Source organism: Streptococcus sp. ACS2 (assembly GCF_000525585.1).
In the GTDB taxonomy this organism is placed as follows: domain Bacteria; phylum Bacillota; class Bacilli; order Lactobacillales; family Streptococcaceae; genus Streptococcus.
Genome location: NZ_JALT01000022.1, coordinates 55,668 through 68,275, shown reverse-complemented (window position 1 = coordinate 68,275; position 12,608 = coordinate 55,668). Strand labels below are relative to the sequence as shown.

Annotated in this window: 10 protein-coding genes and 1 pseudogene; all 11 read left to right on the top strand. The window is 39.7% G+C overall.

The genetic code is table 11. The features are described from left to right. Positions 1–249: 249 nt before the first annotated feature. The 11 genes and pseudogenes from gdhA to pyrH all read left to right on the top strand — a co-directional run bounded on the left by gdhA (position 250) and on the right by pyrH (position 12,606). Positions 250–1,602 carry an NADP-specific glutamate dehydrogenase gene (gene gdhA, locus HMPREF1517_RS04340; protein ID WP_002885547.1) on the top strand — a complete coding sequence of 451 codons (1,353 nt, stop codon included), beginning with the start codon at positions 250–252 and terminating at the stop codon, positions 1,600–1,602. Between the two features lie 285 nt (positions 1,603–1,887). Continuing rightward, a complete protein-coding gene (locus HMPREF1517_RS04335) occupies positions 1,888–3,429 on the top strand; it encodes a YfhO family protein (RefSeq protein WP_232219560.1) in 1,542 nt (513 codons plus the stop codon). 157 nt (positions 3,430–3,586) lie between these two features. Further along, on the top strand, positions 3,587–3,997 hold the full coding sequence (locus tag HMPREF1517_RS04330; RefSeq protein ID WP_037599574.1) for a peptide deformylase: 411 nt from the start codon (positions 3,587–3,589) through the stop codon (positions 3,995–3,997). 187 nt (positions 3,998–4,184) lie between these two features. Further along, positions 4,185–4,628: a MarR family winged helix-turn-helix transcriptional regulator gene (locus tag HMPREF1517_RS04325; protein WP_002890101.1), complete on the top strand. Its 444-nt coding sequence runs from the start codon at positions 4,185–4,187 to the stop codon at positions 4,626–4,628. Positions 4,629–4,631: 3 nt separating this feature from the next. Further along, positions 4,632–6,446 carry an ABC transporter ATP-binding protein gene (locus tag HMPREF1517_RS04320; protein WP_037599572.1) on the top strand — a complete coding sequence of 605 codons (1,815 nt, stop codon included), beginning with the start codon at positions 4,632–4,634 and terminating at the stop codon, positions 6,444–6,446. Further along, a complete protein-coding gene (locus HMPREF1517_RS04315) occupies positions 6,436–8,214 on the top strand; it encodes an ABC transporter ATP-binding protein (protein ID WP_037599570.1) in 1,779 nt (592 codons plus the stop codon). The genes HMPREF1517_RS04320 and HMPREF1517_RS04315 overlap by 11 nt, the downstream gene beginning before the upstream one ends. Positions 8,215–8,321: 107 nt before the next feature. After that, entirely contained in the window at positions 8,322–8,945 is a 624-nt protein-coding gene (locus tag HMPREF1517_RS04310; RefSeq protein ID WP_037599568.1) for a GNAT family N-acetyltransferase, read from the top strand. Between the two features lie 147 nt (positions 8,946–9,092). Further along, positions 9,093–9,716, top strand: coding sequence for a GTP pyrophosphokinase (locus HMPREF1517_RS04305; protein ID WP_002890107.1), 624 nt, complete (start codon positions 9,093–9,095; stop codon positions 9,714–9,716). A 1-nt stretch (position 9,717) separates the two neighbouring features. Continuing rightward, positions 9,718–10,395, top strand: a complete 678-nt coding sequence (locus tag HMPREF1517_RS04300) for a response regulator transcription factor (RefSeq protein ID WP_037599566.1) — start codon at positions 9,718–9,720, stop codon at positions 10,393–10,395. Positions 10,396–10,408: 13 nt separating this feature from the next. Next, positions 10,409–11,632 (top strand): annotated as a pseudogene (locus HMPREF1517_RS04295) (sensor histidine kinase). A 236-nt stretch (positions 11,633–11,868) separates the two neighbouring features. Further along, positions 11,869–12,606 carry a UMP kinase gene (gene pyrH / locus HMPREF1517_RS04290; protein WP_002885551.1) on the top strand — a complete coding sequence of 246 codons (738 nt, stop codon included), beginning with the start codon at positions 11,869–11,871 and terminating at the stop codon, positions 12,604–12,606. Positions 12,607–12,608 lie beyond the last annotated feature (2 nt).

Genomic DNA, 12,608 nt, shown 5'->3' with positions numbered 1-12,608 from the left:
TTTTAGCTTTAAAGTTGAAAAAAAGTTTAAAAAATTTTGGAGAAAAACTAGAAAAATAGAATCCGTTTACATTGTTGAATTGACAACTTTTTAGGAGTAGCTTAAAAAAAGATAGATCACTTGCTATGTCATAAAAGCTAACATAAAAATCAAAAAAATAGCAGAAAATACTTGACAAGAAGATTCTGAAAATTTATACTATTCATGTAATTAAATTACTAAGGTAATTATTTGAAAGGAAACATTGATATGACAACAGGTAAAGAGTACGTTGCTAGCGTTTTTGAAAAAGTGAAAGCTCAAAATGGCCATGAGGCTGAGTTCCTTCAAGCAGTTGAAGAAGTTTTCGATTCACTTGTTCCTGTCTTCGACAAATATCCTAAATATATTGAAGAAAACCTTTTGGAACGTTTGGTTGAACCAGAACGTATCGTTTCATTCCGTGTGCCATGGGTTGACGATAAAGGACAAGTACAAGTAAACCGTGGTTTCCGTGTACAATTCTCATCAGCAATTGGTCCTTACAAAGGTGGTCTTCGTTTCCACCCATCAGTAAACCAATCAATCATTAAATTCCTTGGTTTCGAACAAATCTTTAAAAACTCATTGACTGGTCAACCAATCGGTGGTGGTAAAGGTGGATCAAACTTCGATCCTAAAGGTAAATCAGATAACGAAATCATGCGTTTCTGCCAAAGCTTCATGACTGAATTGAGCAAACACATTGGTGCAGATACAGACGTACCTGCAGGTGATATCGGTGTTGGTGGACGTGAAATTGGTTACCTCTATGGCCAATACAAACGTCTTCGTAATGAGTACACAGGTGTTCTTACTGGTAAAGGTTTGAACTGGGGTGGATCACTTGCTCGTACAGAAGCAACTGGTTACGGTGCTGTTTACTTTGCAGAACAAATGCTTAATGCACGTGGTGAAAACTTTAACGGTAAAACAGCAGTTGTTTCAGGTGCTGGTAACGTTGCCATCTACGCTATTGAAAAATTGCAAAGCCTAGGTGCTAAAGCTGTAACATGTTCTGACTCATCTGGTTTTGTTTATGATCCAGACGGAATCGACGTTGACTTGTTGAAAGAAATCAAAGAAGTTAAACGTGAACGTATCGTTAAATATGCAGAAGCTCGTCCAAATGCAACCTTCACACCTGCCGGTGGTGAAAAGACAGTTTGGTCAGTTAAAGCTGACTTGGCATTCCCATGTGCAACTCAAAATGAATTGGATGAAACAGATGCAGAAACACTTGTAGCAAATGGTGTATTGGCTGTTTCAGAAGGTGCTAACATGCCTTCAACTTTGGGAGCTATTGATGTCTTCCTTAAAGCTGGTGTATCATTTGGTCCTGCCAAAGCTGCTAACGCTGGTGGTGTTGCTGTATCAGCTCTTGAAATGGCACAAAACAGCGGACGTACACAATGGACATTCGAAGAAGTTGATGCTAAACTTTACGATATCATGAAAGGTATCTACGAAAATGCTGCAGCAGCTGCTAAAGAATTTGGTCATGAAGGTAACCTTGTTGTGGGTGCCAACATCGCTGGATTTCTTAAAGTTGCAGACGCTATGTCAGCTCAAGGTATTGTTTAATTAACAGCCTTGACCTGATTGATAAGCCTCTCGATAAAATAAGAAAAGAAGCCTGCGGGTTTCTTTTTTTGTTTAGACAGACTTAGGAGGAAGAGGAGTTCTGTACTTTTTTTGGTATAATACCTTGTAAGAAATCTCTTTCTAGAGCAGATTTTGATGAATTAGAATACGAGAGGAATAATTTTGAGTGTTGGAAAGGATCCCTGTGGGGCAAAAGAAAAGAAGTATACTAATCAGACAATCATTCTAATAAGTTTCTTAATCAGTATGGTGTCAATACTGCCTATGTTCTTTTTTAGGGACAAGCTTTATGGTGATGATATTGTCTTTCACATTAACCGACTGTTATCTTTGGATACTGTCTGGAAGAGTCCTATCAATTTTACGACTAACGGAGGGACCGGACAATTAATCAATACCTTTTATCCCTGGTTAACTTATTATCCTATTTTCATAATCTATAAGCTGACTCAGTCGGTCTTTGTAGCCTGGATGAGTTTTCAGTTGCTTGTTCGCTTTGTAACTTGTTTGCTTAGTTTTTACGGATTACGTTTATTGAACTATTCTGATAAACAGGTGATGATATTTGCTACCTTTTATCTCTTTTCGGGGTATTTCTTGCACAATTCTTATTACCGGGCAGCCGTTGGCGAAACGCTAGCGATGATTTTTCTACCTCTAGTTTTCGTTGGCGTTCGTTTGATAACTTTTGGAGATTACAAGAAATGGTGGATCTTGACTCTTGGGATGCTTGGTTTAGTATATTCCCATGTCTTATCGGTCCTTTTGGCTTCTGTTGGGATTTTCTTTGCGGTGGTAATTAGTTTTTGGATTTGGGATAATAAAAAAGAACGTGTCCTAGGATTTCTTAAGGCCACCCTTGTCACTCTTAGTATGTCTCTAGCTTTCTTTGTTCCTATGATAGAGCAATTCAAGTATGTCACTCTACGAACGACTTTTAAACCGCTCCTATCAAAGACAGCTTTAAGTCTGGCAGACAACTGGGAGTTGATTCTAAAAAGTGATTTAAGGACTCCATCAGTTAATCTTCTCTACCTTCTGGGCCTAGTGCTAAGCCTGATTTTTACTAAGCGTTTTGTGAAGGATAAGGAAGCTAGAGTTTACCTTTTTATTTCTCTTGTTTTGGCCTTTTTAACTTTGAATAGTTTTCCTTGGCAGTTATTACAGGAGAGTCCAGTGTCCAATCTTCAATTTCCTTGGAGATTATGGAGTTTTGCCTTGCTTTTCTTCAGCTTAGCCTTAGCGAATATCTTGAAAAATATGTCTATGAAGGCAGCGACGATACTTGTCTTGTTTGGTCTTTGTCTGAATATGTTTCAGATTGTTACTGTCCAAGATAAGATGACTAAAGCCAAGAATATATTGCCAAGCGATACAAAAGTTATGAGAGAAATGCTGGCCAAGGGAACTTATAAAAATATAAATGGGGATTATACCAATAAAGGAGTGCCTTTTGGCTTTGTCTTTGACAAACATCTTTTCTTGGATAATCAGGAAATTAAGTCAACCATCAGCCGTTCTCCAAAGGAGCTAGCACTTACAGTAAACAATGAGTCAAAAGAAACTAAGGTTTTGTCGTTACCAGTTTTCTACTATAAAGGACAAGAAGCGAGGATTGATGGGAAGCGAGTAACTACTTACTTAGCTAAGGAAAAGAATCCAACTAATCTAGGTCTACCACCAGGTAAGCATGGTATCGTTTTGACCTATGGCTATAGCCCAGTTGCCAAATTGGCGATGGGTGTTTCAACTATTAGTCTTTTGGCGTTTATTGGTTATTTGTATAGAGTGAAAAAAGATGACTAAAAAGAAGCCTGCGGGTTTCTTTTTTTGTCTGTTTTACTAGAAGGGACGCCTTTTGATATAATAGGTCAAGGTGATTAATATGGAAATGAAAACCTTTGGTTCCGATAAAAGAAGGATATATCATTCCATAGTTTAGATAAGAAAAGGGAGTAAATAGATGATAAAAACAATCGTAAAGGATGTCTTTTTCCTTGGACAAAAATCGACAGAAGCGACCAAAGAAGACCTCTATTTGGCCAAAGATTTACGTGATACACTGGAGTTTCATAAGGATGCCTGTGTGGGTATGGCTGCCAATATGATTGGCGTTAAAAAGCGTGTTATTATCGTCAATATCGGTTTTGTTAATCTAGTCATGTTTAATCCTGTTTTAGTCAGCAAGTCCTCACCTTATCAAACAGAGGAGTCTTGTTTGTCTTTAGAGGGCAGTCGTCCAACCAGACGTTATGAGTCGTTTGAGGTAGCTTATTTAGATGAACAATGGATGCCTAAACAGTTAAGTTTTTCTGGCATGCCAGCCCAAATTATTCAACATGAATTGGACCATTTGGAGGGTATTATTATTTAGATAGCCTAGCTCAAGCGTTGTTAGGTTTTAGAGTCCAAAGCCTTAATAATCACAGTTACGGGAGTAAGAGTGGAAAGCAATTTTCTTTCTCACTCTTTTTTAGTTCTCATAAGAACTTTTTTCTTGACAATAGTTCTCATAAGAACTAAGATAGTTTCCATGAGAATTATTCAAGGAGGAACTTGCGATGCATGGAAAAGATCCTTTTAGTGACTTCAGAGAAATCATCAATGCTATGGAATCTCGCGTGCAAGAGTTAGGGAAGGTCCACGGTGTTGAACATTTAGCCGGCCCACAAGGATTTGCTGTCAGGTACTTGTTTGAGAACCAAGATAAAGAAATATTTATCAAAGATATCGAGAAAAGACTATCTATTTCCAAGTCTGTGGCTAGTAATCTGGTCAAACGTATGGAGAAAAATGGTTTTGTTGAATTGGTGACATCTGACAAGGACAAACGCTACAAGTATGTTCATCTGACAGACTTGGGTAAAAAGAAGGCCAAAGATGTTGGACATTTCCGAGAGGCTATCCATGAACAGTTGTTAGATGGTATTTCGAAAGAAGATGCTGAAACAGCCTTTCGAGTCTTTCACCAAATTCGTAAGAATTTAGAGAAAAATAAGGAGTAACTTATGTTTAAAATTTTTAAACGTTTGACAGCAAAAGAGTTAAGCATGATTGTCTTAGCTGTGATATTTGTTTGTTTGAATGTCTATCTAAACTTGAAAATTCCAGACTATATGTCTGACATTACGACTCTCTTATCAACCAAGGGGACTAAGGCGTCGGATATTTTTACCTGGAATACAGATGCCCCAGGGATGCGAATGCTTTTAATGTCCTTTGCGGGCTTTATGGCCTCAGTAGTGGTTGGTTTCCTAGCTGCCAGAACAGCAGCAAGTTTTACAACCCGTCTTCGTGATGATATCTTCCATCAAGTTCTAGATTTTTCGGATGCAGAGATTAAGCAATTCTCCATTCCTAGTCTTTTGACCCGCACGACAAATGATATTACCCAATTACAGATGGTACTGACCATGGGACTACAGGTCATTACACAGGGGCCTATCATGGCCATTTGGGCGATTACAAAGATTGCCGATAAAAATGGAAATTGGCTCCTTGCCTTGCTTGTCGCTGTGGCAGTGATTGCCGTTCTCATGCTCTTCCTCTTAATTATGGTTATGCCTAAGCAACGCTTGATTCAAACTCTGACCGATAAACTGAATAGCGTAACGCGTGAATCTCTTACAGGAATTCGTGTGGTGCGTGCCTACAATGCCGAAAGTTATCAAGAGGATAAATTTGAAAAGGCCAATACTGATTTGACTCAAAACAACCTCTTTATCGGTCGTTCTTTTGCCTTGCTAACACCGGTAATGACTGCTGTATCCAGCGGGTTGACACTGGCTATTTATTGGATTGGTGCGCATCTCATTGAAGATGTTAAGATTCCAACAGATCCAACGAAAATTGCTGGTGCCATGGAAGACAAGGTCCATCTCTTCTCAGATATGGTTGTCTATTCGTCTTATGCCATGCAGGTTGTTATGGGATTCATGATGATGATTGTCGTTTTCTTCCTTCTTCCACGTGCCGTTGTAGCAGCTGGCCGTATCAATGAGGTTCTAGATACCAAATCTTCAGTCTCTTACCCTGAAAATAGTTCTGAAAAACCTAAAGACATGGGCACTGTCGAATTCGATGATGTTTCCTTCCGTTATTCTGAAACTTCAGAGCCTGTTTTGGAGCATGTTAGCTTCAAAGCTAAAAAGGGTGACACGGTTGCCTTTATTGGTTCGACTGGATCTGGTAAATCAACGCTTGTCAACCTTATCCCACGATTTTATGATGCCACGCAAGGAACTATCAAGGTTGACGGTGTGGATGTACGACATTATGACCACGAAACCTTGCACAATATAGTCGGTTATATTCCACAAAAGGCTGTGCTTTTCTCAGGTAATATCACGTCAAATATGACAATGGGAACGAGCAATAATAGTCCTATAGATGACGCTAAGATTTGGGAAGCTCTCGAATTGGCTCAAGGAAAAGACTTTGTTGAAAATAAAGAAGGCCAACTTAAGGCAGAAGTGGCTCAAGCTGGGTCTAACTTCTCAGGTGGCCAGAAGCAACGTTTGGCTATTGCGCGTGCACTTGCCCGTAAGCCTGAAATCTTGATTTTTGACGATTCCTTCTCAGCTTTGGACTATAAGACCGATCGTAAACTGCGTCAAGAATTGTCTGAAAAAACACAAGATATGACCAAGTTGATTGTTGCTCAACGTATCTCTACTATTATGGATGCTGATCAAATCTTGGTACTTGATCAAGGTAAAGTAGTCGGGCAAGGAACCCACAAGGAACTCTTGGCTAACAATGAGGTTTACCAAGAAATTGCTTATTCACAATTGTCTAAGGAGGAGTTAGAAAATGGAAAATAAGCCAAAAACATCGTCCTATAAACGCTTAAAACCCTATATTAAAGGTTTCCCAATTCCCTTTGTCCTTGCGATTGTTGGAGCAATTGTTTCAGCAGTCATTACAGTTATTGGACCAGATAAGCTTAAAGAAATTACCAATACTATTACTGAAGGTATTACACCTACCAAAATGGGGACGATTCCAGGTATTGATTTGGATAAGGTGGCAAGTATTGCTATGACCTTGACTGTTCTCTATGCCATTTCAGCGATTGTGGGTTACTTACAAAGCTTTACGGTTGCGACGGTTACACAACGCTTTTCACAACGTTTCCGTACAGCAATCCAAAAGAAAATCAACTGTGTACCTCTTAATTATTTTGACAGTCATTCTCAAGGGGACATCCTCTCTCGTGTGACTAATGACGTTGACCTTTTGGGACAATCGCTTAGTCAAGGTCTGGGTACCCTAATTACTTCAAGTGTTCTCTTGGTCGCAGCCATTATTATGATGTTTTACTCAAATGTCACTATGGCTTTCACTGCGATTGGTTTTGTCTTGATAGGATTTGTTCTAGTAGCCTTCATCATGGGTTTCTCACAACCCCTTTTCAAACGTCAACAAGAAAATTTGGCTAACATTAATGGATATATTGAAGAAATCTACACAGGTCAAGCAGTTGTAACGAGTTACAATGCATCTGAAGAAAGTAGTCAAGCTTTCAAGGGGCTTAATGATAAGCTCTATAAATCGATGTGGCAATCTCAGTTTATCTCAGGTATTATGATGCCACTTATGATTTTCATTGGGAACTTTGGTTACGTCATGGTCTGTCTTGTGGGAGCTATTAAGGTTATTGATGGTAGCTTGACTATTGGTGATGTGGTAGCCTTCATGACTTATGTTCGTATTTTCTCACAACCTCTTTCTCAAATTGCACAAGGGATTACGCAACTCCAGTCAGCCACTGCAGCTATTGGTCGTATCTTTGAATTTTTGGAAGAAAAAGATATGGATGACGAATCAAGTAAGACAGCTGAATTGACAGATACTAAAGGTCAAGTTGTCTTTGATCATGTTTCCTTTGGTTATACTCCTGAAAAGACTATTATTCATGATTTTTCAGCTCTTGCTAAGCCAGGTCAAAAGATTGCGATTGTTGGTCCAACAGGTGCTGGTAAGACGACTATTGTTAACTTACTTATGAAGTTCTATAACATCGATCAAGGCCATATCACCATTGACGGTGTGGATACTGGCGACATGAAACGTGAAACTGTCCATGATCAATTCTCTATGGTGCTTCAGGACACATGGCTCTTTGAAGGTACTATTCGTGATAATTTAATTTACAACCAAGAAAATATCTCTGAAGAGCAAGTTATTGCTGCAGCCAAGGCTGTCGGTGTTCACCACTTTATCACCACACTTCCAAAAGGTTATGACACTTATTTGGATGACTCTGTGACATTATCAGTTGGTCAGAAACAGCTCTTGACCATTGCACGTGCCCTTCTGAAGGATGCCCCTCTTCTTATCTTGGATGAAGCGACATCATCTGTTGACACCAGAACAGAAGAATTGATTCAAAAAGCCATGGACAAACTTATGGAAGGTCGGACTTCCTTTGTCATTGCTCACCGCTTATCAACTATTAGAAATGCTGATCTTATCCTTGTGATGAAAGATGGGAATATTATTGAACAAGGAAATCATGATGAGCTCATGGCAGCAGATGGTTTCTATGCTGATCTTTATAATAGTCAATTTACAGAAGAAGTTGCCTAAACTTTTCTTATAAAATTATAAGATTTTACAAAAAACCATAGAACGTATGACTGTCAGTCATGCGTTTTGTGTTATACTGAAAAAAACAGACAGATTAGGAGATTAAGATGCAATATCGCAAAGCAAGACTAGACGAAGTTCAGGAAGTGGCACAAGTATGTGCAGATGCCTTTGAAGATTACCCCTATCTTTCAATGATTGCCAGTAATTTAAAGAAGCCTGAACAGTATCAGGAATTTGTCTTAGCCTTGCAGGAAATATTGGTGCGTTTGGCGATTAAACGGGACTCATGTTTGGTGGCTGAAAAGGATGGTCGCATTGTTGCGGCAGCTATTTTACAGCATCAGACGATTTCTATGCTTAATTATCTTCAAAATGGGGCGACCAAGCTTTTCCGTTTTATAAGCATCACTAAGTTGTTCAAGTATTTTAACTTTGTTGAAGAGTCCGAAAGACATTTGGAAGATTCTGCAGAATACGACTGGTACTTGATGATGTTGGCGGTGACTCCAGATTATCAAAGAAAAGGGATAGGGAGTCGTTTCTTGCTTGAAGGGGTTGAACCTTTTGTAGGTAGTACAGGAGGTCACAGTCTTGGTTTGATTACCAATCGCGATTACAATGTACCTTTCTACGAGAAAAATGGCTACAAACAATGTGGTTATAAGGTTTTGACCTACGAAACACACAAACTAGGCAACTGGCCTTTTGTCAAATCACTTGATGCATAGCCTTGTGCTATTTAACTTAGATAAGCAAAATAAATCTGGCTTCGGCTGGATTTTTTTCTTAGCCTTAGAGTCCTTCTTGTCTGGCTCATTCCTTATTTTTAAGCCTAACTATGCTATAATTAGGAAACGCTATTAGAGGAGGTTTATATGTCAACTCCAAGTATTTATGGGGAATATGCTCAGTATCTCCCCAAGATTTTACAAGAAATAACAGACCCGATTATTGCGGCCAATATTACTAGCAAAAAAGAAACAGGTTTTAAACTCTATGAACATTTTATTTCACGAATCAAAGAAAGCGATTCTATGCGTGAAAAGTGTCGTAGGAAAAATTTGCCTGAAACCAGCCAATCTGCTCTCAAGGAAATTCGTGACAGTATTGGGATTCGAATTGTTTGTGGTTTTGTTGATGATATTTACAAAACTATTGATGTCATCAAGGCTATCCCTGGCGTTTCTATCTATAACGAGAAAGATTACATTTTAAATGCTAAGCCCAATGGCTATCGTTCTTACCATCTCATTTTGGAAGTAGAAACCGAGTTTCCAGATGTGCTAGGAAATGAGAGAGGAACCTATTTTGTTGAGGTTCAGCTTCGGACCATTGCTCAGGATTCGTGGGCCAGTTTGGAGCATCAGATGAAGTACAAGCACGACATCAAGAATCCAGAAATGATTACCCGTGAGCTTAAGCGCTGTGCGGATGAATTAGCTTCATGCGATTTGACCATGCAGACCATCCGTAACTTAATTCAAGAAGGAGGGGACTAGAATGGCTTTGAAAATTCTACTAGCTGAGGATGAAGAGGCTCTTTCTCGAGTTTATAGGGCAGCCCTAGAGCATCAGGGTTATGAGGTAGATCAAGCCTTCAATGGGCAAGAGGCTGTTGATTTAGCTGCACAAAATGCCTATCAAGTGATGATTATGGATATTATGATGCCCATTAAAACAGGTATCGAGGCCCTAAAAGAGATTCGCTCCTCTGGGGACAGGACGCATGTCATTATGTTGACAGCTATGGCTGAAATTGATGACCGCGTGACCGGGCTTGATGCTGGGGCAGACGATTACTTGACCAAGCCAATCTCTCTTAAGGAACTTTTGGCGCGTCTGCGCTCATTAGAGCGTCGTGTGAGTGAGAGCTTTACTGCCAAAATATTGACTCTTGGTTCTGTTCGATTGGACCAAGAAGAGCAGGAGTTGGTAGCTGGGAACGCCATTCGACTTTCAAGCAGAGAGACCAAGTTAATGGCCCACTTCATGCTCAATCCTGCCAAGAAATTAACGACTGAGCACCTTTTTAAGACCATCTGGGAGGATGAGGAAGATGTGGACGAGTCGATTGTCTGGGTCTATATTTCCTATCTGCGTCAGAAATTGCAAGCCATCCAGGCCGACATCAGCATTCTTGGTGAAAAAGGTGGCGACTTTTGCCTTCTCGCCAATTAGAGAGGAGTAGCCCATGTTTAGACGTTTACGACTTCAATTTATTACGATTGCTTCCTTGGCTATCCTCTTTATCTTGGTCTTTACGGTGGGAATCATCAATACTGTAAGGTCCTTTCAGACGGAGCAGGAAATTAGTAAGGTTCTCAACACACTTACAGAAAATAATGGTAGTTTCGGAAAAACGAAAAAAATTGAGACCAATCAAGGGCGTGAAATTCCATCAGATAGTTTTCGTTTTTTCAGCGTGATCTTGTCTGGTGATGAAGTGGTCAGTCAGGATACCAGCCATACTTCCTTGATAAATGATGAAGAGGCCGCTACTTATGCCCGTGCAGCTAGCCGAATGACGAGTACTCTTGGAACCATTAGAGAAAAAACTATTAATCTCAGTTATCAGGTTAGTAAAGTCAGTAAAAATAAGATCCTTGTGGTCTTTCTGGACACGACCTCTTATTATAATTCTTCCCAAGCCTTGTTAAGTCTTTCTATCCTTTTATCAATGTTTGGCTTTATCTTTTTTGTCATCATTGTCAGTGCCTTATCAGGAATTGTCATTCGTCCCTTCATTCGAAACTACGAAAAATAGCGACGTTTTATCACCAATGCAGGTCATGAATTAAAGACACCATTGGCCATTATTTCTGCTAATACGGAGCTACAAGAACTCATGACTGGAGAGAATGAGTGGACCAAGTCGACGAATGACCAGGTGGCACGTTTGACCACTCTAATCAATTCTCTTGTAGCCCTATCTCGTCTGGAGGAGCAGCCGGATATTGTTCTTCAAGATGTAGATTTTTCCTATATTACTGAGGATGCCGCAGAGGACTTTAAGGGGCCTGTCGTCCGAGATGGTAAATCTTTCGTTATGGACATCACACCGGATATTCATGTGAAAGCAGAGGAGAAGTCTCTCTTTGAACTTGTAACCCTCCTTGTGGATAATGCTAACAAGTATTGTGATCCAGAAGGAACAGTTACCGTAAGGCTCCGTCAGATTGGAAGAACACGAAAACGGGCTCGTCTAGAAGTGTCAAACACCTATAAAGATGGTAAGGCTGTTGACTATAGTAAGTTTTTTGAGCGTTTTTATCGTATCGAAGAATCCCATAATAACAAGGAACACAAAGGTTTTGGTATTGGCCTCTCCATGGCTCAAAGCATGGTCAAATTATTTAAAGGTCGAATCTTTGCCTCTTATAAAAATGACACCATCACCTTTACGGTCATCTTGTAAGGATATTTTTTAAATATTTGACTAGGTGAAAACCCTAATTTATGATAAAATAGTAAGGATGAAGATTTAGTGTTTTCTTTGCAAAAAAGAAACCATTTTCCTATCCTAATCATAAAAAGGAGATGCTCGAATGAGCCCCTTTAACCACCTTAAAAGGCTGGTAATGGATGACTTAGGAAAGATAAATCTCAGTTAAGAATCAAATCATAAAACAAAATAGTTAATAGGGAGAAATCATGGCAGAACCAAAATACAAACGTGTCCTCATTAAGCTTTCAGGTGAAGCTCTAGCTGGTGAACGAGGTGTTGGGATTGATCTTCCAACTGTCCAAGCTATGGCTAAAGAAATTGCTGAGGTAGCGGATTCAGGTATTCAAATTGCTCTAGTTATCGGTGGTGGTAACCTTTGGCGTGGTGAACCTGCAGCTGAAGCAGGAATGGATCGTGTTCAAGCGGACTATACTGGAATGCTTGGAACAACTATGAATGCCCTTGTTATGGCAGATAGTTTGAAACAACTCGGTGTTGATACACGTGTTCAAACAGCGATTGATATGAAATCTGTGGCAGAGCCTTATATTCGTGGTCGTGCCCTTCGTCACCTTGAAAAAGGTCGTATTGTTATCTTTGCAGCAGGTATTGGTTCACCATACTTCTCAACAGACACAACAGCGGCTCTTCGTGCAGCTGAAATCGAAGCTGATGCTATTCTTATGGCTAAAAACGGTGTTGATGGTGTCTATAATGACGACCCTCGTAAAAACGCTGATGCTGTTAAATTTGACGAATTGACACACGTGGAAGTAATTAAACGTGGTTTGAAAATTATGGATGCTACAGCTTCTACCCTTTCAATGGATAATGACATTGACCTTGTTGTCTTCAACATGAACGAACCAGGAAACATCAAACGTGTTATCTTTGGTGAACAAATTGGAACAACTGTATCTAACAAAGCAGAATCACACAAATAAGA

Coding starts and splice junctions, on each gene's coding strand:
- HMPREF1517_RS04335 (WP_232219560.1), top strand. CDS start 1,888: ATGTTCTTTTTTAGGGACAAGCTTTATGGTGATGATATTGTCTTTCAC.
- HMPREF1517_RS04330 (WP_037599574.1), top strand. CDS start 3,587: ATGATAAAAACAATCGTAAAGGATGTCTTTTTCCTTGGACAAAAATCG.
- HMPREF1517_RS04300 (WP_037599566.1), top strand. CDS start 9,718: ATGGCTTTGAAAATTCTACTAGCTGAGGATGAAGAGGCTCTTTCTCGA.
- pyrH (WP_002885551.1), top strand. CDS start 11,869: ATGGCAGAACCAAAATACAAACGTGTCCTCATTAAGCTTTCAGGTGAA.
- HMPREF1517_RS04325 (WP_002890101.1), top strand. CDS start 4,185: ATGCATGGAAAAGATCCTTTTAGTGACTTCAGAGAAATCATCAATGCT.
- HMPREF1517_RS04315 (WP_037599570.1), top strand. CDS start 6,436: ATGGAAAATAAGCCAAAAACATCGTCCTATAAACGCTTAAAACCCTAT.
- gdhA (WP_002885547.1), top strand. CDS start 250: ATGACAACAGGTAAAGAGTACGTTGCTAGCGTTTTTGAAAAAGTGAAA.
- HMPREF1517_RS04320 (WP_037599572.1), top strand. CDS start 4,632: ATGTTTAAAATTTTTAAACGTTTGACAGCAAAAGAGTTAAGCATGATT.
- HMPREF1517_RS04305 (WP_002890107.1), top strand. CDS start 9,093: ATGTCAACTCCAAGTATTTATGGGGAATATGCTCAGTATCTCCCCAAG.
- HMPREF1517_RS04310 (WP_037599568.1), top strand. CDS start 8,322: ATGCAATATCGCAAAGCAAGACTAGACGAAGTTCAGGAAGTGGCACAA.